This is a genomic window from Pantoea sp. SGAir0215, assembly GCF_043543215.1.
The window spans coordinates 1,977,547-2,004,145 of sequence record NZ_CP028031.1; the positions used below are offsets into that span (position 1 = coordinate 1,977,547).

Genomic DNA, 26,599 nt, shown 5'->3' on the forward strand with positions numbered 1-26,599 from the left:
ATGGGATTTTACAATGGATTCTCTTGTCGTTCCGGATATCGACCTGCTGCGTCGTTGGCTGGATCAGCAAAATATCACTTGGTTTGAATGTGATGCTTGTCAGGCGCTGCATTTGCCGCATATGCAAAACTTCGACGGGGTGTTTGACGCTAAAATCGACCTGGTAGACAACGTCATTCTGTTTTCAGCACTGGCGGAAGTGAAGCCGACGGCGTTAATTCCGCTGGTGGGTGACCTGTCGCAAATTAACGCCAGTTCGTTAACGGTGAAAGCGTTTATCGATATTCAGGATGACAATCTGCCGAAGCTGATTGTGTGCCAGTCGATGATGATCACAGCCGGATTAACCTTCGGCCAGTTTTCGCATTTCATGAAGCAGAGCGAAGAAGAAATTTCCATGGTCATCATGGAAGCCTTCGCCAACAACCTGCTGATGATGGGTGAAGATGAAGAGCATGTTGCCACCAGCAGCATGCATTCCGTTCTTCACTGATCCTCACCGCCGTGATTAAGCCGTCTGCCAGGACGGCTTTTTTATGCCTGTCACGCTGCCTGTCTCTGGCACAGGCTTTCCTGCCGCACGCGTCATAATCGTTTTTTCCCTTCAGCGTCAAATATTCTCAATGTTATCAATTGCGAAGGAGGTAGATTATTTTGTAACCGTAATGTTTTATTCTGCATTAAGCCCTTAATTGCCAGATTTATGACGTTCTTTATGCCGTAAAAGCCGAACCTCATAGCTTAAACATGCATAAAATATTACGTTCAGGCGTTTTTTACGCTGAGGTATGGTTAACCCCGAACGGGGCGGCTATGCTTGCGGTGCGGCACTAACCGCAGGAATACCGTGCTGGTATAGGTTTTTACTATTAAACGTCCACTGAATAATGATTCATTGTGTCACTGATTTTTAAATCATAAAAACGCAATGTCGGATCACTGATGTGCAGCGTTGTTATAACCCGCTCAGGAGGATTAAAAACATGTTCAACCAACGTAAAAAATGGTTGTCAGGTGTGGTTGCTGGGGTGCTGATGGCTGCTTCAGCCAGTACCATGGCGGAAGATAAAACGCTGCACGTTTATAACTGGTCGGATTATATTTCGCCCGATACCGTGCCGAACTTTGAAAAGCAGACCGGCATTAAAGTGGTTTATGACGTGTTTGATTCCAACGAAGTGCTGGAAGGCAAACTGATGGCCGGCAGCACCGGCTACGATGTGGTGGTGCCTTCGTCCAGCTTCCTGGCGCGTCAGCTGCAGTCTGGCGTGTTCCAGCCGCTGGATAAAAGCAAACTGCCCAACTATAAAAATCTTGATCCGGCGTTGATGGAGAAGGTTGCCCAGCACGATCCGGGTAATAAATATGCCATTCCGTATTTGTGGGGCACCACCGGCATTGGCTACAACGTTGAAAAAGTCAAAGCCGCACTGGGTGCGGATGCGCCGGTCAACAGCTGGGATCTGGTGCTGAAACCTGAGAACCTGGAAAAACTGAAAAGCTGTGGCGTCTCGTTCCTGGATGCACCTGAAGAAATTTTCGCGACCGTGCTGAACTACCTCGGCAAAGATCCGAACAGCAGCGATCCTAAGGATTATTCCGGTGCCGCGACCGATCTGCTGCTGAAGCTGCGTCCAAATATTCGTTACTTCCACTCGTCGCAATACATTAACGATCTGGCCAACGGCAACATCTGTGTGGCGATCGGCTGGTCCGGCGATATTCTTCAGGCAAAAAATCGCGCAGAAAAAGCGAAGAACGGCGTTAATATCGGCTACAGCGTACCGAAAGAGGGCGCACTGGCGTTCTTTGATATGATGGCGATTCCTAAAGATGCCAAAGATGTGGACGCGGCTTACACCTGGCTGAATTACATCATGGATCCGAAAGTTATCGCTGACGTGTCCAACAAAATGAATTATGCCAACGGCAATAAAGCGTCTCTGCCGCTGATTAATGCCGATATCCGCAACAATCCGGGCATTTACCCTACGCCGGATGCCATGGCCAAATTGTTTGTACTTAAGGTACAGGATCCGAAACTGGATCGTGTGCGCACGCGTGCATGGACTAAGGTTAAAAGCGGTAAGTAACGAAACGGCATGTCCTGCTACAGCAACAGAGGCGCAGTCCCGGCCTCTGTTGTGCCATTTTTAGCGGCACTGTTTGCCGCGTTGTTCCGCCTGGCTCCGGAGAGATATGAGTGAACGATGCCATCCCACGCCCGCAGACTAAAACGGCAAAAGCGTTAACGCCGTTACTGGAAATTCGTAATCTGACAAAATCCTTTGACGGCCAGCATGCCGTGGACGATGTCAGTTTGACTATTTATAAAGGCGAAATTTTTGCCCTGCTCGGCGCATCCGGCTGTGGTAAATCGACCTTACTCCGCATGCTGGCAGGCTTTGAACAGCCCACCAGCGGGCAGATTGTGCTGGATGGACACGATCTGTCGCATGTCGCGCCCTATCAGCGTCCTATTAATATGATGTTTCAGAGTTACGCGCTGTTTCCCCACATGACGGTGGAGCAGAACATTGCGTTCGGGCTGAAACAGGACAAGCTGGCTAAAGGCGAAATTACCAGCCGTGTCGAAGAAATGTTATCGCTGGTACATATGCAGGAGTTTGCTAAGCGCAAACCCCATCAACTTTCGGGCGGTCAGCGTCAGCGCGTGGCGCTGGCGCGCAGCCTGGCAAAACGGCCAAAACTGCTGCTGCTGGATGAGCCAATGGGCGCGCTCGATAAAAAGCTGCGCGATCGGATGCAACTGGAAGTGGTGGATATCCTGGAACGGGTGGGGGCAACCTGCGTGATGGTGACGCATGATCAGGAAGAAGCCATGACGATGGCGGGGCGCATCGCCATTATGAACCGGGGCAAATTTGTGCAGATCGGCGAGCCGGAGGAGATTTATGAGCATCCGACCAGCCGCTACAGCGCGGAATTTATCGGTTCGGTCAATGTGTTTGAAGGTCTGCTGCGTGAGCGTCAGGCAGATGGCCTGGTGATTGACAGCCCGGGCCTGAAACATCCGCTTAAAGTCGATTCGGACGTGTCGGTGGTTGATAACGTGCCGGTACATGTTGCGCTGCGCCCGGAAAAAGTGATGCTGTGCGAAACGGTGCCGGCGGATGGCTGTAACTTTGCCGTCGGTGAAGTGGTCCATATTGCCTACCTGGGCGATCTGTCCATTTATCACGTGCGCCTGCACAGCGGTCAGATGCTGAGCGCCCAGTTGCAAAATGAACATCGCTACCGCAAAGGGCTACCGACATGGGGCGATGAAGTCCGCCTGTGCTGGGACAGCGACAGCTGCGTGGTGTTGACGGTTTAAGGAGGCGGGATGAGCCAGATTTTTCAACGCACTAAAGCCCCTGCCAAACTGCTGGGCACGCCGCTGCAGCGTTGGGCAACGCGCGTCAAAATGCAGCACGGGCGCAAGCTGGTCATTGCCTTACCTTACATATGGCTGACGCTGTTCTTTCTGCTGCCTTTCCTGATCGTACTTAAGATCAGTTTTGCCGACATTGCGCGCGCCATTCCGCCCTATACCGAACTGGTTAACTGGGCTGACGATCAGCTGAGCCTGGTGCTCAATCTGGGCAACTACGTCACGCTCAGCGACGATCCGCTCTACATTGACGCCTATCTGCAGTCATTAAAAGTGGCCGCTATCTCGACGGTGATTTGCCTGCTGATAGGTTATCCGCTGGCGTGGGCGGTCGCGCACAGTAAGCCTTCAATGCGATCCATCCTGCTGCTGCTGGTGATTCTGCCCTCATGGACATCGTTTCTGGTGCGGGTTTATGCGTGGATGGGGCTGCTGAACAATAACGGTATTCTTAATCGTTTCCTGCTGTGGCTGGGGGTGATCGATCATCCGCTGATCATCCTGTATACCAACACGGCGGTGTACATTGGCATCGTCTACTGCTATCTGCCGTTTATGGTGCTGCCGATCTATACCGCGCTGACGCGCATTGATTACTCGCTGGTGGAAGCTTCGCTGGACCTGGGCGCGCGTCCGCTGAAAACCTTCTTTAGCGTGATTGTGCCGCTGACCAAAGGCGGCATCATTGCCGGATCCATGCTGGTGTTTATTCCGGCGGTCGGCGAGTACGTGATCCCTGAGCTGCTGGGCGGCCCGGACAGTATTATGATTGGCCGCATTCTGTGGCAGGAGTTCTTTAACAACCGTGACTGGCCGGTGGCGTCGGCACTGGCGGTGATCATCTTACTGATTTTGATTTTGCCGATTATATGGTTCCACAAACACCAAAACCGCGAAATGGGAGAGAAGGGATGAACAATCTGCCAACGATCCGCTCTCCCTGGCGCACAGTCATCCTGGCCTGCTGCTTTTTATTTCTCTACGCGCCGATGCTGCTGCTGGTGGTTTACTCCTTCAACAGCTCGCAGCTGGTGACGGTGTGGGAAGGTTTCTCCTTCCACTGGTATCAGGTGTTGTTCCAGGACGATGCCATGATCGATGCGGTGGTGCTGAGCCTGACCATCGCCGCGCTTTCCGCCACCATGGCGGTGGTGCTGGGCACCATGGCGGCGGTAATTATCGTGCGCTTTGGGCGTTTTCGAGGGCATAACGGCTTTGCCTTTATGCTGACCGCACCGCTGGTGATGCCGGATGTGATTACCGGTCTGTCGCTGTTACTGCTCTTTGTGGGGCTCGGTAATGCGCTGGGCTGGCCAACCGAACGCGGCACGCTGACCATCTGGCTGGCGCACGTGACCTTCTGTACAGCCTATGTGGCGGTGGTGATTAACTCGCGCCTGCGTGAGCTGGACCGTTCCATTGAAGAGGCGGCGATGGATCTGGGCGCGACGCCGTTGAAGGTGTTTTTCGTGATTACGGTGCCGATGATTGCACCCGCTATCGTCACCGGCTGGCTGCTGGCCTTTACCTTATCGCTGGACGATCTGGTGATTGCCAGCTTTGTCACCGGGCCGGGCGCGACAACGTTGCCGATGGCGATTTTTGCCACGGTGCGTCGTGGGGTCAATCCGGAGATTAACGCCCTGGCGTCACTCATCCTGTTTGTCGTGGGCATTGTCGGTTTTATCGCCTGGCGCGTGATGGCGCATGAAGAAAAACAGCGTTTAAGCGATATTCAGAAAGCTAAACGTGGCTGAAATGCCTGACGTTTGCCAATATAGATAAAGGCTGGTTTATCCAGCCTTTTTATCGCGTGGCGGAGTCGAGGACATGTCGGAAACCCTGAAGCACAGTTCTGTTTTACCGGATGCGCCGGTGCCCGTTACGGTGGCCGGCATCGCCATTATTGCCACGCGCTGCCTCAGCGTGCTGATGCTGGTGAACGCGCTGGGCTATACCGAAATCATCAACTTTCTCCATCGCAGTGCGCAGTCCTGGGATTCCACGTTGATTTTCATTGCCAGTCAGATCATTTTTTTATTTGAGCTGCGCTGTGCCTTTACCCTGATGCGCGGGAGCAATCGCGGGCGCTGGGGATTTGTCGTGGTGCAGATTGTGGTGTTGTGCTACATGCTGATGGCCTCCACGGGCGGGATCTATCCGGAAATTTTCAGTATTGACGGCGAAAGTAATCTGCAGATCATTCACCACACTTTGCAGCAAAAACTGCCCGACCTGGCGGTATTCCTGCTGTTGTTTCTGCCCGCCAGTAGCCGCGCATTTTTTCGTAAGCGGTGATACAATCGCGCTCCGCTCACCCTCCCGACAGGCAATACAGGCTTTACCATGCAATGCGCGCTCTATGACGCTAACCGCTGCCGCTCATGCCAGTGGCTCGAAAAACCCTATTCACAGCAGCTTGATGAAAAACAGTCTCTGCTGGCCCAACTGCTGGCTGATGTTCCGGTTGCAACCTGGCTGCCGCCGGTCGCCTCGGCCCAGGAAGGGTTTCGTAATAAAGCGAAGATGGTGGTCAGTGGAAGTGTAGAGCGGCCTGTTTTTGGCATCGTGCAGCGCAACGGCGAGGCCGTCGATCTGTCGGACTGTCCGCTTTACCCTGACCGTTTTTCACCAGTGCTGGCAACCTTAAAACCGTTTATCGCGCGCGCGGGGTTAACGCCGTACAACATTGAACGCCAGCGCGGTGAGCTGAAGTATCTGCTGCTGACGGAAAGCACGCAGGGCGGCATGATGCTGCGTTTTGTTCTGCGCTCGCCCACGAAGCTGGCACAACTGCGAGCTGCGCTGCCCTGGCTTCAGCAACAGCTGCCGCAACTGACGGTGATCTCCGCCAATATCCAGCCGGTTCATATGGCTATTCTGGAAGGGGAGGAGGAGATTCCGTTAACGCCGACCCAGTCGCTGGCAGAAACGTTCAATGGGGTGCCCTTGTGGATCCGCCCTCAGAGTTTTTTCCAGACCAATCCTCAGGTCGCCAGTGCGCTGTATGCCACGGCGCGCGACTGGGTCCGTGCGCTCCCGGTAACCAGCATGTGGGATCTGTTCTGCGGGGTGGGCGGATTTGGCCTGCATTGCGCGTCGCCGTCCCTGCAGCTTACCGGGATTGAAATCAGCGCCGAAGCGATTCGCTGTGCAGAACGCTCTGCCGCTATGCTGGGCCTGGATAATGTCAGTTTTGCCGCGCTGGATTCCACCGCGTTTGCATTGGGACGCGAAGCGGTGCCGCAGCTGGTGCTGGTCAATCCACCGCGTCGGGGGATTGGCCGTGAGTTGTGTGAGTATCTCCGTGCGATGGCACCGGATTATGTACTTTATTCAAGTTGTAATGCACAGACCATGGCGCAGGATATCGCCCGGCTCATTGACTACAGGGTAACGCAGGTCCAGCTGTTTGATATGTTCCCGCACACCGCGCATTATGAGGTGCTGACGCTGTTGACGCATCAACGTCAGGGCGGGCCAGCCAGGTAAGCTGCTGAACTGAGGACAGTGCAGAACCGGTCAGCAGAGTACGCGGCTGGCCCATAAACCTTATTCAGGAAACCATTGCTGGTTGATTTTCTGCCAGGTGCCGTTGGCTTTAAGTGCCGCCAGTGCCTGGTTAAGTTTCTCACGCAGGCCGTCGTTACCTTTGCGTACCGCAATGCCTAAGCCGGTCCCAAAATAATCGGCGTCCGTTACATGCTCACCCACACTGGCCAGATCGCTGTTGGTTTTTAACCACTGATTGACTACCGCGCTGTCGCCAAACACGCCGTCAAGACGGCCGCTTTTCATATCCAGAATGGCATTCTGATAGCTGTCATAAGCCACCACCTTGATGTCCGGATGTTTGTCCTGCAGGTATTTCTGGTGCGTGGTGCCGTTTTCGACGCCTACACGTTTACCGTTCAGGTCACTTATCGCGCTGAATTTGCCTTTCGGGGCAATCACAATCGCCGAGTTGGCATAATAAGGCTGGGTGAAATCGACCTGTTTGCTGCGCTCGGCCGTGATGTCCATGCCGGCAATCACGGCATCATATCGGCGAAACTTCAGCGAGGGGATCAGGCTGTCAAATGCCGTATTGGTAAACGAGCATTCCGCTTTCATCTGCTGGCAAAGGGCCTTTGCCAGATCAATATCAAAGCCGACAATCTGGTTGTCGCTGTTCAGCGATTCAAAAGGGGGATAGGTAGCAGAGGTGGCGAAACGAATTTTCTCAGCGGCCTGCGCGCTTACCGCCAGGCTTACCAGTACTGCAGCAATCATCCATTTTTTCATTACAGGCTCCCTGGCCATCAGTCACATAACATACAGCGGAGTAAGATGCCAGATAATGAATTTTTATGCAATAAATGTGACTGGAAATTACTCAGGCAGGTTTCCCTGCCTGAAGATTAGTCGCGACGCTCAAAGGCCAGAGCGCGTTTTTCGATCAGGCGCATCAGAAGGGTAAGCAGGCCGTTAACGCACAGGTAAATCAGTCCCGCAGCCGCATAAACCGTGACATCGTAGGTCCGGCCATACAGTAACTGACCGTGTCCCATGACTTCCATCAACGTAATCGTAAACGCCAGCGAGGTGCCCTTAAAGACCAACACGACTTCATTGGAGTAAGAGGAGAGTGCACGCTTAAACGCATAAGGCAGCAAAATGCGCAGGCTTTGTCTGGGCGTCATGCCCAGCGCCTCGCAGGACTGCCACTGACCGGCAGGTATCGCCCGCACCGCACCGTAAAACAGCTGCGTGGTATAGGCAGCACTGTTCAGCGACAACGCCAGCATGGCACACAACCAGGGTTGTGACAGCAGATGCCACAGCCACGGCAGTTTTTGCAGGCTGGGAAACTGACCGGGCCCGTAGTAGATCAGGAAAATCTGCACCAGCAGCGGGGTGCCGGTAAACAGGGTGATAAATCCTTTAATCAGGGGCGAAAACAGCGGTGTTTTCAGGGTCAGTGCGATGGTAAACATCAGCGACAGACACAGCGCGACCACCAGCGACGCCGCAGTCAGTGTCAGGCTGGTATGAAGCCCTTTCAACAGTTCGGGTAAATATTGCAGCATCAGCTGTTCCCCCGTTCAAAACGGGTCGTACGGTGTTCAATACGACGCAGCACTGCCTGGCTAAACAGCGTAATCACCAGGTAAATGGCCGCCGCAATCAGGAACCAGGTAAAGGGTTCCTGCGTACGCGTAGCGATGCTTTTGGTTTGCAACATCAGGTCGTTAACGCTGATAAGCGACACCAGCGCAGTGTCCTTCAGCAAGACCAGCCACTGGTTACCCAGACCGGGCAGCGCATGACGCCACATCTGCGGCATGATGAGGCGGAAAAAGATCGCCGACCTCCTCATGCCCAGCGCCTGGCCCGATTCCCATTGACCGACCGGCACGGCTTTTAACGCACCGCGCAGCGTTTGTGACGCATAGGCGGCGTAAAGCATAGCCAGTGCAATCACGCCGCACAGGAACGGGCTGACATCAAAATTTTCGATCTGCATCTTAACCGGTACGCTGAACAGACCGAAATGTAGCGTAAAACCGTCAGACAGCGTTAAAAGCAGTTGCGAGGCACCAAAGTAGATAAACAGCACCACCAGAATCTCTGGCAGGCCGCGAATCAGGGTGACCAGTGCGGTGCCTGCCCAGGCGAGCGGACGCAGCCGCATTGACTCCCAGCCAGCAAAAATCATCGCCAGCACAAGGCCAGCGATGAGGGCACAAACAGCAAGGCCGACGGTCATGCCGGCGGCGCTTGCAAGCGGAATTATTTCATTCATCAGAGATTACTGCTGAAACCATTTGTTGTAGATGGTTTTGTAAGTACCATTGGCCTTGATTTTATCAAGCGCGGTGTTGAACTTGCTTTGCAGCTCGGTATTGCCCTGACGAACGGCGATGCCCAGGCCGGTGCCAAAGTAGGCTTTATCCGTGACTTTCTCACCCACCGGGGCCAGATTCGCGTTTTGTTTCAGCCACTCGTTTACCACGGCGCTGTCGCCAAAGACCGCATCAATACGGCCATTTTTCAGGTCAAGCACGGCATTCTGATAGCTGTCATAAGGGACAACGGTGATGTCACTGTGTTTGTCGGCCAGGTATTTCTGATGTGTGGTGCCGTTTTGCACGCCTACACGTTTACCTTTCAGCGCGTCAACACTGGCCACTTTGCCTTTCTGCGCCACGAAAATCGCAGAGTTATCGTAGTAAGGCTTGCTGAACAGCACCTGCTTTTCGCGCTCAGGCGTAATGTCCATACCGGCCATAACGGCATCGAAACGGCGGAATTTCAGGCTTGGGATCAGGCTGTCAAAAGACTGGTTGGTAAAGGTACAGGTTGCATCCATCTCTTTACACAGCGCATTCGCCAGATCGACGTCGAAGCCCTGAATTTTGTTGTTGGCATCGACAAATTCAAACGGAGGATAGGAGGCCTCGGTGGCAATACGAATAGTTTCAGCGGCGGAGGCGCTTAAACTCAATCCGGCAAGCAGTGCAGCAAGTACGACTTTTTTCATTTTTAGCATCCTGACTTAGTGCGAAAGATAATGTGCAAACGCCTCGGTTTGCGGCTGTGTAAAGCGGCTGGCATCACCCTGTTCCACGATATGCCCGTTTTCCATATAAACCACACGGCTGGCCGTTTTACGGGCCACGTCCACTTCGTGCGTCACGATAACCTGTGTAATCTGCGTCTGAGCCAGTTCGCGGATAATACTGACGATCTGGGCGGTGATTTCAGGGTCGAGCGCGGCAGTGGGTTCATCAAATAACAGCACCTGCGGCTCCATCATCAGCGCACGGGCAATGGCTACGCGTTGCTGTTGCCCGCCAGAAAGGTGCAGGGGGAAACGGTCGCTATAGCTGGTCAGGCGCAGACGATCGAGGAGCTTGTCGGCTCTGGCCCGTGCGTCGGCCTTGCTCAGGCCCAGTACACGGCAGGGGGCTTCCATCAGGTTTTGCAGCACCGTCAGGTGCGGCCAGAGATTATATTGCTGGAAGACCATCCCGACATTTTGACGAAGCTCGCGTATCGCGGCCTCTGAAGGGGTTTTGCTGAAGTCGAAATCATTACCTGCAATGTGCAACTGGCCTGAGCGTGGGCGCTCAAGCAGATTCAGCACGCGCAACAGCGAACTTTTTCCTGCGCCGCTTGGGCCAAGCAGCACCAGCGTTTCGCCCTGCGGACATTCCAGGTTAATGTCAAACAGCGCCTGGTGAGCACCGTAGAAACAATTAATCGCGTTTAGTTGAATACTCATGCGCCAATTTTGAATAGCTATTAGTTTTGCGGATTTTAACGTCACCAAAATAGTTATGCAATTAAGGTGGCTTAAAATTTACGAATAAGCGGTAAACACACAAAAGATTAGCACAAGATATCGCGAGACAAGGCTGTGAGAAGACGGGGAACCGGAGGTGGCACGGGATAAAAACGCACGGCCTGGCAGCCGGCGTTTTTATCTGCTGATGTCAAAAAGCGTTTATTTCTTTGTTTTTTCAAGCAGCTGGCTAAGCGATCCTCCGCCAGGATGCGGGACATCTGCCACATAGCGGACATCATCGACGACCCAGCAACTGCCCTGATGAATCATCAGCACTTCGTCCTGCCACTGTTTGTCACCGCGGCTCATTTTCACGCGCAGGGGAATGTTACGGGCATCCCGGTTAGGAATCGTGGAAGCATCGGCAACGTCAACCCCGGTTGGCCCCTGAGCCAGGCTGGAGAAGAGATCGCCGTTGCGCCACGTCGCCGCATCCGGACGTTGGCTGGCTTGCAGCAGCGCCTGATAAAGCCCATCGCTCAGGTAAGGGCGATACTGTGCCAGCGTCGCGGTATCAGGCAGGCCGGATGAAGGATGCTCAATACGCATGTCGTAAAAACGCTGGGCGACGGTGTCCGGGCCACCTTCCACGCAGGGGGCCATGCGCGGGCCATTATCCTTAATTACCGGCTCGACCGTCGTACAGGCACTCAGCAGCAGCGCAGCCGGGAGCAAAAGCGCAAAACCTTTGTTTCTCATCTCGATTTCCTTATTGTTCTCTGGCAAGGTGCTTTTTTAACATAGAGTATAGCCCTGCTTTTAGGTGAAAGAGCCTTTGACCCGTTTCGGTAACAGGAGAGTACGATGAAATTGTCAACAACCCCGACGCTGGAAGGACACAGCATCACGGAATACTGCGGCGTAGTCACCGGTGAAGCGATTCTGGGGGCCAATATATTCCGCGATTTTTTCGCCGGGATTCGCGATATTGTGGGCGGCCGCTCGGGCGCTTATGAGAAAGAGTTGCGTAAAGCGCGCGAGATCGCGTTCAAAGAGCTGGAAGACCAGGCCAGATCGCTAGGAGCGAACGCGGTGGTGGGCATTGATATTGACTATGAAACCGTAGGGAAAGACAGCAGCATGCTGATGGTTAGCGTCAGCGGCACGGCGGTTGTTATTCGTTGAAACGCCTCCTGTGCTGTCTGATGGCGCTGCTGCTGGCGGGCTGCCACTCAGGCATTGAATCACGATCGGGCTACTGGGTTGATTTGCGCCATCCCGCACAGGGCGCGCGTCCGCGCGTGAAGGTGGTGGTGATTCACTATACTGCCGAGGACTTCTCCTCCTCGCTGGCTACGCTGACTGACCGTGACGTCAGCGTGCATTATCTTATTCCCCGCCAGCCACCGCAGCGCAACGGTAAAGGCATTATCTGGCAACTGGTACCGGAGCAGGATCTGGCCTGGCATGCCGGCGCCAGCTTCTGGCGCGGCGCAACCCGTATTAACGACACCTCGGTGGGCATCGAACTGGTGAACAACGGCTATCGCCGGACGCCGGCCGGAGTGACGTGGCAACCGTTTCCCCCTGCGCAGATTCGCACCCTGGCGGCGCTGGTACGCGATATAACGCAGCGCTATGGCATCGCACCGGAAAATATTGTGGGCCACAGCGATATCGCGCCGCAGCGTAAGCAGGATCCCGGCCCGCTGTTTCCCTGGCAGCAACTGGCCGCTGAAGGCATTGGCGCGTGGCCCGATCCACAACGCGTGGCGTTTTATCTGGCCGGACGCGATCGTTACGCCGCTGTGCCAGCCGTAACCCTGCTGGAGTGCTTGCAGCGTTATGGTTATCAGGTAACGGAAGGAATGAGCGCGGACGAGCAACAGAAACTGATTGCCGCCTTTCAGATGCATTTTCGTTCTGCAAACATTCAGGGCTTCGCGGATGCCGAAACCCTGGCGATAGCGCAGGCCCTGCTGGAGAAATACGGCACAGCGCAATAATCCCTCGATCACGGCGCTGTGGCGAGGTCAGCGGCCTGCGTAAGGCGAGGCGGGCAGGTTCACCGCATCCGATGCCGCATCAGGACGGTGCTGTGCCAGGAAGGCCCGCCAGTGGCCGAGCACCGTTTCAAGCGCGGGACGCTCAGCATCCAGATGGGTCACAATCCGTGTTACCGGGCCCACACTCATCAGGACGTTGTGCGCATGCATCCACTGGCCCAGCGCCGTAACCTGATCGACCGGGATGCGCACGAACAGCATATTCGTCTGCTGCTCAGCGACGTCAATCCCCATCTTTTGCAGTTCCTGTCCCAGCCAGGCGGCGTTGTCGTGGTCCGTTTGCAAACGCGTAACGTTGTGTTGCAGCGCATACAGGCCCGCCGCCGCCAGAATACCGGCCTGGCGCATGCCTCCGCCGGCCATTTTGCGCCAGCGGCGTGCACGTTCGATATAGGCTGCCTCGCCGCAAAGTAGCGAGCCTACCGGCGCGCCCAGGCCCTTCGACAGACAAATGGTCAAGGTATCGCAATAGCGGGCAATGTTTTCCAGCGTGGTTTGCTGTGCGACGACCGCATTGAAAATGCGAGCACCGTCGATATGCAGCGCCAGTTTATGTGCTCGGGTAAAATGCCAGGCCTGCTCCAGGTAGGCAGCGGGTAACACTTTCCCATGATGGGTATTTTCCAGGCTCAGCAGCCGGGTGCGGGCAAAATGGATGTCGTCGGGTTTAATAACGTCTGCCACGACATCCAGCGGCAAACTGCCGTCTGCTGCTGCGAGAATGGGTTGGGGCTGGATACTGCCCATCACCGCCGCGCCGCCGGCTTCATATTTATAATTGTGCGCCTGCTGGCCCACAATATACTCTTCGCCGCGTTCGCAGTGGCTGAGCAGGGCCACCAGGTTCGCCTGCGTGCCGGTAGGGAAAAACAGCGCTGCCGCTTTACCACTCAGACGTGCGGCTTCGGCTTCCAGTGCATTGACGGTGGGATCATCGCGATAGACGTCATCACCGGTTTCAGCGGCCATCATCGCCTGTAACATCGCGCTGCCGGGACGGGTGACGGTATCACTGCGTAAATCGATCATCGGGCGCTCCTGGTCTGCGGAAAACAGGCGGGCAGAGAACCCGCCCGCAAGAGCACTCTGTTTTACCGTAGCCAGTTGGTTTTTGCCAGCTCCAGCACTTCGTCACCCCGCCCATTGATGATGGCACGAAGCATATAGAGGCTGAATCCTTTGGCCTGTTCCAGCTTGATCTCCGGCGGCATAGCCAGCTCTTCCTTCGCGGTGATCACATCCACCAGCACCGGGCCGTCATGGGCAAAGGCCTGTTCCAGTGCGCCATTGAGTTCTGACGCTTTTTCAACCCGAATACCTTTCACGCCGCAGGCCTCGGCAATGGCCGCAAAGTCAGGATTATGCAGATCCGTCCCGTCAGTCAGGTAGCCGCCCGCTTTCATTTCCATGGCGACAAACCCCAGCGAACTGTTGTTAAAAATGACCAGTTTGACAGGCAATTTCAGCTGTGCGACGGTCAGAAAATCACCCATCAGCATGCTGAATCCACCATCACCACAGAGCGCCACGACCTGACGGTCCCGGTTAAGCGACTGTGCACCCATCGCCTGTGGCATGGCGTTCGCCATCGAACCGTGATTAAACGATCCGAGCAGGCGACGTTTGCCGTTCATCTTCAGATAACGCGCCGCCCACACGGTCGGCGTGCCCACATCGCAGGTAAAAATAGCATCTTCGTCAGCCAGTTCACTGATTTGCTGAGCCAGATACTGCGGGTGAATGGGCTGCCTGTCGTTCGCGGTGGCCAGCGCATCCAAATCCTTACGCGCTTCCGCGTAGTGTTTCAGCGCACTGTCGAGATGATGCTGATCGGTTTTCACCTGCAGCTTCGGCAGCAACGCGCGCAGCGTCGTTTTGACATCACCGACGTACGCCTGGTCGACATGACAGTGCGATCCCAGACTGCCGGGATTAATATCGATTTGAATGATGTTGGCTTTCTCAGGGTAGAAGGCGCGATAGGGGAACTGAGTACCCAACAGCACCAGCGTATCCGCATTCATCATGGCATGATAACCCGAGGAGAAACCGATTAGCCCGGTCATGCCCACATCGTACGGGTTGTCATATTCGATATGCTCTTTGCCGCGCAACGCATGCACAACAGGGGCTTTCAGCGTTGCCGCCAGTTGCACCACTTCCTCATGCGCACCGGCACAGCCGCTGCCGCACATCAGCGTAATATTGCGGGCGTCATTCAGTGTTTGTGTCAGGGTCGCCAGTTCATCGGCAGACGGCAACACGACGGGTAGCTGCGGTGGATACCACTCTGCACGCGCAGCATCGGGAGCGGGTTGCAGCGCCACATCGCCCGGCAGCACCACCACGGAAACCCCACGGTTCAGAATCGCTTTGCGCATGGCAATGCCCAATACCTGGGGCAACTGCTCGGGATTGGAGACCAGTTCGCAATAGTGACTGCACTCGCGAAACAACTCTTGTGGATGCGTTTCCTGGAAGTAACCGCTGCCGATCTCACTGGAGGGGATGTGGGCGGCAATGGCCAGTACCGGAACGCGATTTCGGTGGCAGTCGAACAGCCCGTTAATCAGATGCAGGTTACCTGGCCCACAGGAACCCGCGCAGACCGCAAGCGTGCCACTGGCATGCGCTTCCGCACCCGCAGCAAAAGCTGCCACTTCTTCATGGCGGGTAGGCATCCACTCAATGGTGCCCATTTTGTTCAGACTGTCAGTGAGTCCGTTTAACGAGTCACCTGTGACGCCCCAAATACGTTTTACACCGGCGTTTTCCAGCGTTTTGGCCACCAGCGCCGCGACGGTTTGTTTCATCTTCATCTCCTTGGTCATTCGTTGCCATCCCGGGGAGGGCAGAATTAAACAGCTACCAAGAAGCGTAGACGAGAGTCATTCAACTCTACCGTAAAAAATTGCATCAAAAGTTGAATTTCGCGCTCAGGCTGAGAACAGCGCAATAAGCACGGGCGCGGCCAGGCTCATAATAAATCCATGCACGATCGCCGCCGGCACAATATCGGTACCGCCTGCACGTTGTAAAACGGGCAGGGTAAAATCCATTGACGTCGCGCCGCACAAGCCCAGCGCGCTGCTGCGGTGGCGGGCGATCAGCGCGGGAATCAGCATAATGGCGATAAGCTCTCGCAGCAGGTCATTAAAAAACGCGGCACTGCCGATCACTGGCCCAAAGGCTTCTGTCATCAGAATGCCGGAAAGGGAATACCAGCCAAAGCCACTGGCGAGTGCCAGGCCGGTTTTAAGGGGGAGCCCCAGTATCAGCGCCGCTATAATGCCGCCCAGTAAGCCACTCAGCAGGACGACACAGGCAATCGTCATCCCCCGGCGATTCAGGATAATCTGGCGCAGCGTCATGCCGCTGCCGCGCAGTTGAATACCGACCAGCAAGAGCAGGAAGATCAAGGCATATTCACTGGCTGCGGATGCATGGTGCAGCCAGGGCCATTGCGTAAGGCCCAGCGCAAAGCCGAGGACTACGACGCCGCACAACGTCAGCGATTCCAGCGCCATATGTAAACGTGACGGCAGTTTTTGCTGTTTATGATGATGTTGCCAGGGCATCCGCTGTTCCAGCCAGCGCAATGCCAGCAGGTTGCACAGTAAAATACAGCCCGCAGCGACGGATGCCGTATAAAAAACGGTGATCAGATTGCTGCTAAGGTTGTCCAGAAAAGCCAGGCTGATGCCCATAAAAAACAGAATGACATAGACCATCCAGCCCAGCAGACGATTTACCGCCTTGAGAAACCTGGCCTGCCGGACGGGTAACAGCCAGCCAGCGAAGAGCGGGAGGAGAATCAGTAACAGTCCTGAATACATAATGAAAAGATCGTCCATGTTAAAATTGACGCTACGCTAACGAAAAAGCACAGGGGAGTAAACCCTGACGGTAAAGTCACCTGACCGCCAGAGCAACGCGTTCCCTTCTTCGGTCAGCTCAGAGGATAAAGCGCTATGAATCTGGAACATATCGATATCCGGGGATTTCGCGGCATTAATCAGCTTTCTCTTCCGTTAACGCGCATTAACCTGTTGATCGGCGAAAATGCCTGGGGGAAATCCAGTCTGCTGGATGCACTGAGTCTGCTGCTGTCACCGCACACGCGCGAGTATGTTTTTACGTCTGACGATTTTCATTTTACGCCTGGCGACAGGGACGACCAGGTGCATCGCCTGTCTGTGGTTTTTCATTTTCGTGAGGATGAGGCAGAAACCAGCGGACCACTTGCGCCTTTCTGGCTAGGCGCGATACCCGGACAACGCTATCTGCGTTACAGCATCCAGGCCAGACGACACGCTGGCCAGATTCGATCCTCGCGACGCTTTATCGACAGCGAGGGCCAGGTGTTGCCAGAAGCGGGAACGGCTGAGGCGATCGATGTTCTCCTGCGTATGAATCCGGTATTACGCCTGCGCGATGCGCGTTTTAGCCGCCGCCTGCGTCCCGTTGCCAGCCGGGTGGATGAACGTCTGACGACATTAAATCAGCTGACGCAGGAGCTGGATAACCTGACGCGCGATCTGGACCGTCATCCCCAACAGTTGAGCGATGCGGTCCTGCGTCAGGGCGTGCAAACGCTACAGCAACTGATGGAGCACTATTTTCTGGTGCAGCATCCGGATCACGGGAGCCAGGCGTTCCGCGTCGATCCACAGTCACGGGATGGCGTTGAGGGCTGGCGTTCGCTGGATCAGCTTAATCATCTGATTGCTGCGACCGATGTGCGCAGCCGCCAGCTGATTTTGCTGCGGATGTTTAGCTTACTGATGCAGGCAAGGGGCAATGAGCCGTTGCTCCCGGGTGCGCGACCGCTGTTGTTAATTGAAGATCCGGAAACACGACTGCATCCCATCATGCTTTCGGTGGCCTGGAACTTGCTTGCGCTGCTGCCGTTGCAGAAGATTGCCACGACCAACTCGGGCGAGTTATTGTCGCAGGTGGCGGTAGAGGATGTGTGTCGACTGGTACGCGAACCCACGCGCGTGGCGGCGTGGCGCATCGGGCCTGAAGGATTGAGTGCAGAAGACAGCCGTCGCATCGGCTTTCATATTCGTGTTAACCGCCCCTCAGCGTTGTTTGCCCGTTGCTGGTTGCTGGTGGAAGGTGAAACCGAAGTCTGGATTATCAATCAGATGGCACGACAATGCGGTTATCACTTCGCGGCAGAAGGGATAAAAGTCATTGAATATGCGCAGTCAGGTCTGAAACCGTTGCTGAAATTTGCCCGACGCATGGGCATCGCCTGGCATGTCCTGACGGATGGCGACATGGCAGGAAAAAAATATGCCGCCACGGCGCGCAGCCAGCTTCAGCCGCATGATAATGAAAAGCATCATCTGACCCAGCTTCCGGCGGCCGATATGGAACAGTTCCTCTACAACAACGGCTTTAGCGAGGTTTACCATGCGGCAGCGCATCTGCCGTTAAACGTGCCTGTTAATTCCAGGCGTATTATTACCAAAGCGATTCATCGCGCATCAAAACCGGAACTGGCCATCACGGTCGCTATGGCGGCCGCAGAACGCGGAACCGCGTCTGTTCCGACCTGTCTGCAAGAGATGTTTGTTCGCGTCATCCAACTGGCGCAGGGGAAGGCGGGTTAAGGCATAAAGTAAAAATGCCAGCGCATCAGGCTGGCATTTTTGACGGAGCGGTCCAACGTCGGGGATGTCAGGCCACGGCCTGCTGCGCTTCTACGGGTACAATAAGACTGGCATGGTTGCCCTTCGGGCCTTGATGAACGTCAAAATGGACCTGCTGGCCCGCTTTTAACGTCCTGTAACCATCCATCTGTATTGTTGAGTAGTGTGCGAAGATATCTTCGCCGCCCCCGATTGGACAGATAAAGCCGAAACCTTTGGCGTTATTGAACCATTTAACGGTACCTGTCTCCATGCTTTTACTTCCCTCGCAAGACATTTTATAAGTAGGTGAGGTGACGTAAGCTGTGAGTCGGGTTTGATTAAAACTCAATCAGCTTGTGAAGCTAGAATGTAGAAAAATCGCCGCGATCGTCAAGCAAACCATCGGGCCAGGTGGGGAGAAAATCATTAAAATTTGAGGTAGTTAACGCTATTTGAAATTTTGTGATACAGGTCGCGTAACGAATTTTTGGCTGACCGATTCATTAGCGGCAGTGCACTTGACACACGTGTTAAACTCTACAGATGACACCGGGTTTGATGATGACGTACTGACTCACAACGGAACACTATGGCAAACACTAAAGACTGGCTAAATTTCGAACACTTAGCCGAAGGTAAAGTACGCGAAGAGTTAAAGCCACCTTCGATGTATAAAGTCATTCTGAATAATGACGATTATACACCTATGGAATTTGTTATTGACGTTCTGCAAAAGTTCTTTTCTTATGATATTGAACGTGCAACGCAACTGATGCTGAAAGTTCACTACCACGGTAAAGCCATCTGTGGTGTATTTACCGCAGAAGTCGCTGAGACGAAAGCGGCACAGGTGAACAATTACGCGCGGGACAATCATCATCCGTTGCTGTGTACGCTTGAAAAAGCCTGAGCCTCTCTCCATACAGGAAGCAGGTCAGAGCGATTAACTGGAGGAGGTGCCTAATGCTCAATCAAGAACTGGAACTCAGTTTAAACATGGCTTTCGCCAGAGCGCGTGAGCACCGTCATGAGTTTATGACCGTCGAGCATTTGTTACTGGCATTGCTCAGTAACCCGTCGGCAAGAGAGGCACTGGAAGCCTGTACGGTGGACATTGTGGCTCTGCGGCAGGAGCTTGAAGCCTTCATTGAACAAACCACGCCTGTGCTGCCCGCCAGTGAAGAGGAGCGCGATACGCAACCGACGCTCAGCTTCCAGCGCGTGTTGCAACGCGCCGTGTTCCACGTTCAGTCATCCGGACGCAGCGAAGTCAATGGCGCGAATGTTTTGGTCGCCATCTTCAGCGAACAAGAATCCCAGGCAGCGTATCTGCTGCGCAAACACGAAGTCAGCCGCCTCGATGTGGTGAACTTCATCTCTCACGGTACGCGCAAAGACGAACCGGGCCAGGCACCTGGTGCTGAAAATCAGGTTAACGAAGAGCAAGCAGGCGGGGAGGAACGTATGGAAAACTTCACCACCAATCTTAATCAGCTTGCTCGCGTTGGCGGCATTGATCCGCTGATTGGCCGCGACAAAGAGCTGGAACGTACGATTCAGGTTCTGTGTCGTCGCCGTAAAAATAACCCCCTGCTGGTGGGTGAGTCGGGCGTCGGTAAAACCGCGATTGCGGAAGGATTAGCCTGGCGAATCGTTCAGGGCGACGTGCCAGAGGTGATGAAGGACTGCACCATTTACTCGCTGGACATTGGTTCGCTGCTGGCGGGCACCAAGTACCGTGGTGACTTTGAAAAACGTTTTAAAGCGTTGCTGAAACAGCTTGAGCAAGATAACTCCAGCATCCTGTTTATTGATGAAATTCACACCATTATCGGTGCGGGCGCCGCATCGGGTGGACAGGTGGATGCCGCTAACCTGATTAAGCCGCTGCTCTCCAGTGGCAAAATCCGCGTGATGGGATCAACCACGTATCAGGAATTCAGCAATATTTTTGAGAAAGATCGTGCCCTGGCGCGTCGTTTCCAGAAAATTGACATTACCGAGCCCTCTGTTGAAGAGACGGTGCAGATTCTTAATGGTCTGAAAACCAAATACGAAGCGCACCATGATGTACGTTACACCGCGAAAGCCGTGCGCGCGGCGGTGGAGCTGGCGGTGAAATACATCAACGATCGTCATTTGCCGGATAAGGCTATCGACGTCATTGATGAAGCCGGTGCCCGTGCGCGCCTGATGCCTGCCAGCAAACGTAAGAAAACGGTGAATGTGGCGGACATTGAAACGGTGGTGGCGCGTATTGCCCGTATTCCGGAGCAAAGTGTGTCAGCAACCGATCGCGATACGCTGAAAAATCTGGGCGACCGTCTGAAAATGCTGGTCTTCGGTCAGGATAATGCCATTGAGGCATTGACTGAAGCCATCAAGATGAGCCGCGCAGGTCTGGGTCAGGATCGCAAGCCGGTAGGGTCGTTCCTGTTTGCCGGTCCTACCGGTGTGGGTAAAACCGAAGTGACCGTCCAGTTAGCTAAAGCGCTGGGCATCGAACTGCTGCGCTTCGACATGTCCGAATATATGGAACGTCACACCGTCAGCCGTCTGATTGGTGCGCCTCCCGGCTATGTCGGTTTCGATCAGGGCGGTTTGCTGACCGATGCGGTGATCAAACATCCTCACGCCGTTGTGCTGCTGGATGAAATTGAGAAAGCGCATCCGGACGTGTTCAACCTGTTGTTGCAGGTCATGGACAACGGCATGCTGACTGATAACAACGGTCGCAAAGCGGACTTCCGTAACGTGGTGCTGGTGATGACCACCAACGCCGGCGTGCGTGAAACTGAGCGTAAATCTATTGGCCTGATTCATCAGGACAACAGTACGGATGCAATGGAAGAGATTAAGAAAATCTTTACGCCTGAATTCCGTAACCGTCTGGACAACATTATCTGGTTCAGCCACCTGTCAACGGACGTCATTCACCAGGTGGTCGACAAGTTTATTGTTGAACTGCAGGCGCAGCTGGATGCGAAAGGCGTTTCGCTGGAAGTCAGTGACGAAGCGCGTGACTGGCTGGCAGAGAAGGGCTATGACAAAGCGATGGGTGCCCGTCCAATGGCACGTACCGTGCAGGAAAGCCTGAAGAAACCGCTGGCGAACGAACTGCTGTTTGGTTCTCTGGTCGACGGGGGATCGGTTTCCGTTGCGCTGGATAAAGAGAAGGGGCAACTGACCTACCACTTCCTCAGCGCGCAAAAACGCAAAACGGAAGGGACGGTGCACTAAGCACCGTTTCACAGAACGAGAAAAGGCCGGATAAAATCCGGCCTTTTTTTTGTCCGCCTGCGCGCACGCAGGCAGCAGCATCAACGCAACTCAGCGACTACGGAAGACAATGCGGCCTTTGCTCAGGTCGTACGGGGTCAGCTCGACAGTCACTTTGTCGCCCGTCAGGATGCGGATGTAGTTTTTACGCATTTTACCGGAGATATGAGCGGTAACCACGTGTCCGTTCTCAAGTTCTACGCGGAACATGGTGTTAGGTAACGTATCCAGTACGGTACCTTGCATTTCAATATTGTCTTCTTTGGCCATCGAATCCTCTGGGTGTACTACCTTTCAGTTGAATCGGCAAGATAATGCCCAATTCAACAAGTTATGTAAAGAACCGTCGGCAATAAAGCCAACGCATCGCCGTGCTTCGCGTGTCAACGCGAGCATGTCGGTTAAATTCGGGTGTTTATGTGACGTCTGCGGGGGATTAGCGGGCTAAGAATCTGAATCAACCGGTAACACGCGCACGATTGAAACAGTTCCGAGAGTGCGATGAGATTCCCAGCCTGGCAATTCCGGCTTGAAAACCAAGCGCGGACGACATACCAAACCTGGCTATTATATCACTTAACCGACTTTATGTGTGCAAAACATCTACGCAACTTTTAAAAAAGGGTTTGATTACGCCAGCAGCCGCTGTCAACGGCCAGGGATGCCAGGTTTTTTACCTGCTCAAGGTAACGATCGCGTGCAATCTCAACCGCTCCCAGCGAAGCGGTATGGGGGTTAAGTATCTGACAATCCACTAACTGGCCCCCGTGCTTAATAAAATGCTGACAGAATACCAGTAAGGCCGTTTTTGACGCATTGGGTTGCAGGCTGAACATCGATTCGCCGCAAAAGATTTGTCCCAACGCCAGACCGTACATGCCACCTGCAAGGGTTTGATCGCGCCAGACTTCAATCGAATGCGCGTGGCCCAGTTCATAGAGCTTCTGCCAGGCGCGTTTCACTTCAAACGTAATCCATGTACCTTCTTCGCGGCCCAGGGCACAGCCGTCAACGACATCGCCAAAGGCCTCATTCATCGTCACCCGATAAGGTGACTGCTGATGAAACCGCTTCATACTGCGACTGAGATGGAACTGCGTCGGGAATAACACCGCTCGCGGATCGGGTGACCACCACAAAATCGGATCGCCGGGCGAGAACCAGGGAAAAATACCCTGCTGATAGGCACTCAGCAGGCGTGCAGGGGAGAGATCGCCGCCCATCGCCAGCAGGCCGTTCGGCTCGCGCAGCGCGGTTTCCGGTGGCGGAAAGCGCAACGACTCTTGTGACAGTTGAATCAGTCTCATCGCGGTAATGTACCTCTCAGCGTTTGCTCAGCACTATAGCGCAAAGCGCTGCTGGAAACGCCAGTAACGTCCACCTTTTGCGACTAATTCAGAATGATTTCCCTGCTCGACGATCTTACCGCTGTCCATAAGGCAAATTCGGTCCATTTGCGCCAGGCCGCGCAGACGATGCGTTACCATAATGACCGTTTTACCCGTGGTGATCTGCTGCAGAAGGGCGAGAATCTGCTGCTCGGTGGTGGCATCAAGTCCTTCAGTCGGCTCGTCCAGAAGCCATAAGTCGCCGTTGTGTAACATCGCCCGGGCGATGGCCAGGCGGCGTAGCTCTCCACCCGACAGCGGACGGCCGCCTTCACCCAGCCAGGCATTAAGCCCTTCTTCATTTTCCAGCAGGCCCTGAAGCCCGGTTTGCACCAGTGCATTTTCAAGCATTGCATCACTGGCGGTGGGGCAGGCCAGCAACAAATTGTCCCGTAGCGTCTGACTAAACACATGGACGCGCTGGGTGACTACGCTGATGCGCTGACGAAGTTGGGCTTCATCCCAGTCCGCAAGCGGTACGCTGTTCAATACGATTTCGCCCTGTTGCGCCTCCCAGGCGCGGGTGAGCAGCCCAAGCAAGGTGGACTTGCCGCAGCCTGTGGGGCCGAGAAGGGCAATACGTTCACCGGCTTTCATCGTCAGTGAAAACTGATCCAACACCTTTTCTGGTCGTCCCGGATAACGGAAATCCAGCGCGTCAATCCTGAGTTGCAGCGCACCGGCGGGAACCGTGCTTGTGGATGGAAAGAGGATGGCAGGCGACTGATCGATAACGTCATTGACGCGTTGTGCTGCCGTGATTACCTGAGACAGGGGCAAAAAGGCGCTCGCGATCGGCGCCAGTGCTTCAAAAGCTGCCAGGGCACAAAACACCACCAGGGCAATGAGCGGTCCGGGCAGTTGCTGCTGCGCAATGCTTGTTGCGCTCAGCCAGAGCAGGGCAGTAACAGTGAGGCCACTGCATAACAGCAGCAGACTTTGCGCCAGCGCCTGTAAACGCTCCTGCTGACGTTGTGCGTCCTGCCACTGCTGCTCATCTTCGTCCAGCCTGGCCCGCCAGCGGGTAGCGTTACCATACAGTGTCAGTTCTGCCTGTCCCGCCAGCCAGTGCATTAACTGCTCTCGCCAGCGCGATCGCTGCCGGGCAATCGCGATGCCGGTGGGCGCGCCCAGACGATAGAACAGCGGGGGAAAAAGGCAGAGCAGCGTAAGCAGAATGCCGCCCAGCACCAGCGCCAGGTGCAGATCAATCAGGCTGAGGCCGGCTGTTACCACGACGATAACGATAAACGCGCCCAGCAGCGGCGAGAGGACCCGCAAATAGAGATGATCCAGCGTATCCACATCACCAACAAAACGATTAAGCAGATCGGCCTGACGAAAGAGCGCGAGCTGGCCGGGAGAAAGCGCAATCAGGCGGCTAAACGTGAAGACGCGCAGATGCTGTAAAACCCGAAACGTTGCGTCGTGACTTACTAAGCGCTCAAAATACCGGGCGGCGGTACGGGTAATCGCTGCGCCGCGCACGCCAGCGGCGGGAAGCATATAGTTGAAACTGTACAGACCAGCCACACCGGCTACAGAAGAGGCGGCCAGAAACCAGCCCGACAACGTGAGCAAGCCGATACTGGCTAACAGCGTGACAATCGCCAGCACGATCCCTGACGTCAGGCGGAAGGGATGACGCAGCCATAGCCGCAGAAAGGGACGCAGAGCCGTCATCAGAAAATCTCCTGTTGCCGGTGTTGTAATAAATCACTGAACGGACCGGACGCAGTCAGCGTCTGCCAGTCGCCCTGCTGTACGATCTGACCGGCCTGCATTACCCAGATCGCATCCCATGTCTGAAGCAGATCAATTTGGTGGGTGATCATCAGTGTCGTCTGGCGCGTGGCCGCCTGATTTAATGCCTGCATCACATGATGTTCACTTTGACTGTCCAGGCTGGCAGCGGGCTCATCCAGTAACAATAACTGGGCGGGTTTATACAGCGCGCGGGCTACGGCAATGCGCTGTGCCTGACCGACCGATAAGTGATGACTGGCATCCCCCGGTTCGGTATCCAGTCCGGCAGGCAGTCGGGAAAGAAATTCATCGATCCCACATGATGCGATTAAGGCACTTAGCCGTGCGGGATCGTGCGGCGCATCCATGATGATATTGTCCCGTAACGTTGCGGCGGGTAGCTGGGGATTCTGGCCGACCCAGGCAAGATGCCGATGCCAGTCATGGCGTGCGATACGGTGAAGTTCAATACCGTTAACTTTCAGCGATCCCTGATAGGGTAAAAAGCCCAGCAGGGCATTTAACAGTGCGGTTTTGCCTGCACCGCTTTTGCCCACCAGCGCGACGCGCGTGCCTGTGCGCAGGGTGAAGGTGAGCGGGCCGCAGAGCCGATGGCCATTGGGCGCGTGCACCGTCAGATTTTCTGCCACCAGCTCTACTGGCGCCGTTGCGCTAAAGGCGTCGCTGGCGGATGCGTTTTCGGCCTCTGGCGTTTCCTGCATAAAGCGTTCAAGCGCATCGGCACCGCCAATTGCCTGCGCTTTAGCATGGTAGAATGTGCCCAAATCGCGCAGAGGCTGAAAAAATTCCGGGGCCAGAATCAGCACCAGGAAGCCGGCAAACAGCGTCACGCCGCGGCCATAATCACCAAAGTGCAGTTCGCCCAAATAGGAAAAGCCAAAATAAACGGCGACAACGGCGATGGACAGTGACGCAAAAAATTCCAGTACTGACGAAGAAAGAAAGGCCAGACGCAGAACCTCCATCGTCCGTTGACGGAAATCCGTCGTGGCGTCAGCAATCGCCTGTTTTTCGGCGTCTGCCCGATGAAACAGACGCAGGGTTTCCCGACCACGCAAGCGATCCAGAAAGTTGCCACTCAGGCGTGCGAGCGCCACAAAGTTACGGCGATTAGCCTCGGCCGCGCCCATGCCGACCAGGGCCATAAAAAGCGGGATCAACGGCGCGGTCGCGAACAGGATCAGACCTGCCGCCCAGTTTAACGGAAACAGGGTGAGCAATATGCAACAGGGAATGACCGCCGCCAGCGTCATCTGCGGCAAATAACGCGCGTAATAGGCCTGCATATCCTCGGTTTGCTCAAGCAGTAACGTTGCCCAACTGCCGGCGGGCTTGCCCTGTATCCAGGCCGGACCCAACGCTGCCAGACGATCCAGCACCTGTTTACGCAAAGCCTGACGGATGGCCTGCCCGGCACGAAATCCAGCCTGCTCCCGGGCATAATTCAGCGCGGCGCGCAGAACAAAGCACAGGATCAGAAGTGAAAATGAGGACAAAAGGGAGGCTGGAGAATGCCTGTCAATAATCAGCGCCTGCAGGAGCGACGCTAAAAGCCATGCCTGCATGATAATCAGAAGCGCGCCAGCGCAGCCCAGCAACGACGTAACGCGCAACCAGGGGCCAGCATGATGACACTGTTGACGAAGCCAACGAGTAAGATGCTGCTGACGCGATTTATTCATGCGAAACCCAATGTGGCAAAGACAAATGAAATGAGGCTGGTCCTCACACCCGGCGCCTGAATTTAGCATGGTGATAATAAAAAAGGCGACTGAAAAACAGTCGCCTCAAAC

The 26,599-nt window shown here is 54.9% G+C and carries 25 protein-coding genes and 1 pseudogene; 12 read left to right on the forward strand and 14 right to left on the reverse strand.

Annotated elements, in window-relative coordinates; all coding sequences use genetic code 11:
• The first annotated feature begins 13 nt into the window (after nucleotides 1-13).
• The 7 genes from C1N64_RS09345 (at nucleotide 14) to rlmC (ending at nucleotide 6,886) form a co-directional block, all read left to right on the forward strand.
• On the forward strand, nucleotides 14-493 hold the full coding sequence (locus C1N64_RS09345; protein ID WP_033737663.1) for a type III secretion system chaperone family protein: 480 nt from the start codon (nucleotides 14-16) through the stop codon (nucleotides 491-493).
• 490 nt (nucleotides 494-983) lie between these two features.
• A complete protein-coding gene (potF, locus tag C1N64_RS09350; protein ID WP_033737662.1) occupies nucleotides 984-2,093 on the forward strand; it encodes a spermidine/putrescine ABC transporter substrate-binding protein PotF in 1,110 nt (369 codons plus the stop codon).
• Between the two features lie 110 nt (nucleotides 2,094-2,203).
• A complete protein-coding gene (gene potG, locus C1N64_RS09355) occupies nucleotides 2,204-3,337 on the forward strand; it encodes a putrescine ABC transporter ATP-binding subunit PotG (protein ID WP_033737661.1) in 1,134 nt (377 codons plus the stop codon).
• Between the two features lie 9 nt (nucleotides 3,338-3,346).
• Nucleotides 3,347-4,309, forward strand: a complete 963-nt coding sequence (potH, locus tag C1N64_RS09360) for a putrescine ABC transporter permease PotH (RefSeq protein WP_039341374.1) — start codon at nucleotides 3,347-3,349, stop codon at nucleotides 4,307-4,309.
• Complete coding sequence (gene potI / locus C1N64_RS09365; protein WP_054687951.1) at nucleotides 4,306-5,151, forward strand: putrescine ABC transporter permease PotI; 846 nt, start codon at nucleotides 4,306-4,308, stop codon at nucleotides 5,149-5,151. Before potH ends, potI begins: the two co-directional genes overlap by 4 nt.
• Before the next feature lie 73 nt (nucleotides 5,152-5,224).
• Nucleotides 5,225-5,692: a YbjO family protein gene (locus C1N64_RS09370; RefSeq protein WP_033737659.1), complete on the forward strand. Its 468-nt coding sequence runs from the start codon at nucleotides 5,225-5,227 to the stop codon at nucleotides 5,690-5,692.
• Between the two features lie 48 nt (nucleotides 5,693-5,740).
• Nucleotides 5,741-6,886, forward strand: coding sequence for a 23S rRNA (uracil(747)-C(5))-methyltransferase RlmC (rlmC, locus tag C1N64_RS09375; protein ID WP_172912307.1), 1,146 nt, complete (start codon nucleotides 5,741-5,743; stop codon nucleotides 6,884-6,886).
• A 60-nt stretch (nucleotides 6,887-6,946) separates the two neighbouring features.
• Here the strand turns inward: rlmC and C1N64_RS09380 are convergent, their stop codons facing one another.
• The 6 genes from C1N64_RS09380 to C1N64_RS09405 form a co-directional block, all read right to left on the reverse strand.
• Nucleotides 6,947-7,678 (reverse strand): arginine ABC transporter substrate-binding protein, encoded by a 732-nt coding sequence (locus tag C1N64_RS09380; protein ID WP_033737657.1) that lies wholly within the window; start codon nucleotides 7,676-7,678, stop codon nucleotides 6,947-6,949.
• A 116-nt stretch (nucleotides 7,679-7,794) separates the two neighbouring features.
• Entirely contained in the window at nucleotides 7,795-8,463 is a 669-nt protein-coding gene (gene artM / locus C1N64_RS09385; RefSeq protein WP_058707612.1) for an arginine ABC transporter permease ArtM, read from the reverse strand.
• On the reverse strand, nucleotides 8,463-9,179 hold the full coding sequence (gene artQ, locus C1N64_RS09390; RefSeq protein WP_033737656.1) for an arginine ABC transporter permease ArtQ: 717 nt from the start codon (nucleotides 9,177-9,179) through the stop codon (nucleotides 8,463-8,465). The genes artM and artQ overlap by 1 nt, the downstream gene beginning before the upstream one ends.
• Before the next feature lie 6 nt (nucleotides 9,180-9,185).
• Nucleotides 9,186-9,917: an arginine ABC transporter substrate-binding protein gene (gene artJ / locus C1N64_RS09395; RefSeq protein WP_039341362.1), complete on the reverse strand. Its 732-nt coding sequence runs from the start codon at nucleotides 9,915-9,917 to the stop codon at nucleotides 9,186-9,188.
• A gap of 15 nt (nucleotides 9,918-9,932) precedes the next feature.
• Nucleotides 9,933-10,661: an arginine ABC transporter ATP-binding protein ArtP gene (gene artP, locus C1N64_RS09400; protein WP_110267732.1), complete on the reverse strand. Its 729-nt coding sequence runs from the start codon at nucleotides 10,659-10,661 to the stop codon at nucleotides 9,933-9,935.
• Nucleotides 10,662-10,883: 222 nt separating this feature from the next.
• Nucleotides 10,884-11,423, reverse strand: a complete 540-nt coding sequence (locus tag C1N64_RS09405) for a lipoprotein (protein ID WP_058701036.1) — start codon at nucleotides 11,421-11,423, stop codon at nucleotides 10,884-10,886.
• A 105-nt stretch (nucleotides 11,424-11,528) separates the two neighbouring features.
• Between C1N64_RS09405 and C1N64_RS09410 the strand changes: the two genes are divergently transcribed.
• Together C1N64_RS09410 and C1N64_RS09415 are read left to right on the forward strand one after the other, a co-directional pair.
• Nucleotides 11,529-11,849, forward strand: a complete 321-nt coding sequence (locus tag C1N64_RS09410; RefSeq protein WP_082999207.1) for a heavy metal-binding domain-containing protein — start codon at nucleotides 11,529-11,531, stop codon at nucleotides 11,847-11,849.
• Between the two features lie 20 nt (nucleotides 11,850-11,869).
• Nucleotides 11,870-12,670, forward strand: a complete 801-nt coding sequence (locus C1N64_RS09415) for an N-acetylmuramoyl-L-alanine amidase (protein ID WP_172912617.1) — start codon at nucleotides 11,870-11,872, stop codon at nucleotides 12,668-12,670.
• 90 nt (nucleotides 12,671-12,760) lie between these two features.
• On the opposite strand, the pseudogene ltaE reads toward C1N64_RS09415, so the two are convergent.
• The 3 genes and pseudogenes from ltaE to C1N64_RS09430 form a co-directional block, all read right to left on the reverse strand.
• Nucleotides 12,761-13,759 (reverse strand): annotated as a pseudogene (gene ltaE / locus C1N64_RS09420) (low-specificity L-threonine aldolase); the annotation flags it as partial.
• A 62-nt stretch (nucleotides 13,760-13,821) separates the two neighbouring features.
• Nucleotides 13,822-15,543 (reverse strand): ubiquinone-dependent pyruvate dehydrogenase, encoded by a 1,722-nt coding sequence (poxB, locus tag C1N64_RS09425; RefSeq protein WP_033737651.1) that lies wholly within the window; start codon nucleotides 15,541-15,543, stop codon nucleotides 13,822-13,824.
• 123 nt (nucleotides 15,544-15,666) lie between these two features.
• Nucleotides 15,667-16,566 (reverse strand): lysine exporter LysO family protein, encoded by a 900-nt coding sequence (locus tag C1N64_RS09430; RefSeq protein ID WP_033737650.1) that lies wholly within the window; start codon nucleotides 16,564-16,566, stop codon nucleotides 15,667-15,669.
• 135 nt (nucleotides 16,567-16,701) lie between these two features.
• Here C1N64_RS09430 and C1N64_RS09435 point away from each other — a divergent pair, with 135 nt between their 5' ends.
• Nucleotides 16,702-18,351, forward strand: coding sequence for a DUF2813 domain-containing protein (locus C1N64_RS09435; protein ID WP_394515445.1), 1,650 nt, complete (start codon nucleotides 16,702-16,704; stop codon nucleotides 18,349-18,351).
• Between the two features lie 67 nt (nucleotides 18,352-18,418).
• Here the strand turns inward: C1N64_RS09435 and cspD are convergent, their stop codons facing one another.
• Nucleotides 18,419-18,643 carry a cold shock-like protein CspD gene (cspD, locus tag C1N64_RS09440; RefSeq protein WP_006118603.1) on the reverse strand — a complete coding sequence of 75 codons (225 nt, stop codon included), beginning with the start codon at nucleotides 18,641-18,643 and terminating at the stop codon, nucleotides 18,419-18,421.
• Between the two features lie 318 nt (nucleotides 18,644-18,961).
• On the opposite strand from cspD, the gene clpS reads away from it, so the two are divergent.
• Both clpS and clpA read left to right on the forward strand, forming a co-directional pair.
• A complete protein-coding gene (gene clpS / locus C1N64_RS09445) occupies nucleotides 18,962-19,282 on the forward strand; it encodes an ATP-dependent Clp protease adapter ClpS (protein WP_006118604.1) in 321 nt (106 codons plus the stop codon).
• Between the two features lie 53 nt (nucleotides 19,283-19,335).
• Nucleotides 19,336-21,612, forward strand: coding sequence for an ATP-dependent Clp protease ATP-binding subunit ClpA (gene clpA, locus C1N64_RS09450; RefSeq protein WP_394515446.1), 2,277 nt, complete (start codon nucleotides 19,336-19,338; stop codon nucleotides 21,610-21,612).
• A gap of 90 nt (nucleotides 21,613-21,702) precedes the next feature.
• On the opposite strand, the gene infA is transcribed toward clpA, so the two are convergent.
• The 4 genes from infA to cydD all read right to left on the reverse strand — a co-directional run bounded on the left by infA (nucleotide 21,703) and on the right by cydD (nucleotide 26,488).
• Nucleotides 21,703-21,921, reverse strand: coding sequence for a translation initiation factor IF-1 (infA, locus tag C1N64_RS09455; RefSeq protein WP_002211347.1), 219 nt, complete (start codon nucleotides 21,919-21,921; stop codon nucleotides 21,703-21,705).
• Nucleotides 21,922-22,265: 344 nt separating this feature from the next.
• On the reverse strand, nucleotides 22,266-22,958 hold the full coding sequence (aat, locus tag C1N64_RS09460) for a leucyl/phenylalanyl-tRNA--protein transferase (RefSeq protein ID WP_394515447.1): 693 nt from the start codon (nucleotides 22,956-22,958) through the stop codon (nucleotides 22,266-22,268).
• 33 nt (nucleotides 22,959-22,991) lie between these two features.
• Nucleotides 22,992-24,722 (reverse strand): heme ABC transporter ATP-binding protein/permease CydC, encoded by a 1,731-nt coding sequence (gene cydC / locus C1N64_RS09465; RefSeq protein ID WP_205954414.1) that lies wholly within the window; start codon nucleotides 24,720-24,722, stop codon nucleotides 22,992-22,994.
• A complete protein-coding gene (gene cydD, locus C1N64_RS09470) occupies nucleotides 24,722-26,488 on the reverse strand; it encodes a heme ABC transporter permease/ATP-binding protein CydD (protein WP_164483096.1) in 1,767 nt (588 codons plus the stop codon). The genes cydC and cydD overlap by 1 nt, the downstream gene beginning before the upstream one ends.
• Between the last annotated feature and the right edge of the window lie 111 nt (nucleotides 26,489-26,599).